The 403-nt window shown below is 35.2% G+C and carries 1 pseudogene; it reads right to left on the bottom strand.

Going from position 1 to position 403, the window contains the following annotated elements:
* A pseudogene (locus C0Z19_RS29260) lies at positions 1-403 on the bottom strand (hypothetical protein); the annotation flags it as partial.

Raw genomic sequence — 403 nt, 5'->3', positions numbered from 1 at the left:
GACCTGGCGCACGTACTGGACCAGTTTCACCTACTGAAAAATTCGGGAAGTTGTAATGATGCATGAATCTTTTTTCTTCTTCAGGTCCTAAACCATCAATTAATTGATAATCGCCTAAAGCACCTAATGTTAAAACTGAAAGTGCTTGAGTCTGACCACGTGTAAATAGACCTGAACCATGCGTTCTAGGTAAAATACCAACTTCAGAATCTAATGGACGGATTTCATCAGGTTTACGGCCGTCTGGTCTAATTTTTTCATCTGCAATTAAACGTCGAACTTCTTCTTTCACTAATTCATTTAAAATTGCATAAACTTCTTTAATAAGTAATTCATTTTCTGGATCTTCTTCATCGATAAATTCATTGACGATTTCTTCTTTTAAGTTATCAAGATTTTCATC

The organism is Trinickia soli (genome assembly GCF_002879855.1).
Taxonomy (GTDB): domain Bacteria; phylum Pseudomonadota; class Gammaproteobacteria; order Burkholderiales; family Burkholderiaceae; genus Trinickia; species Trinickia soli.
Note: the sequence above shows the minus strand (reverse complement) of the source record. Positions and strands in the feature narration are given on the sequence as shown.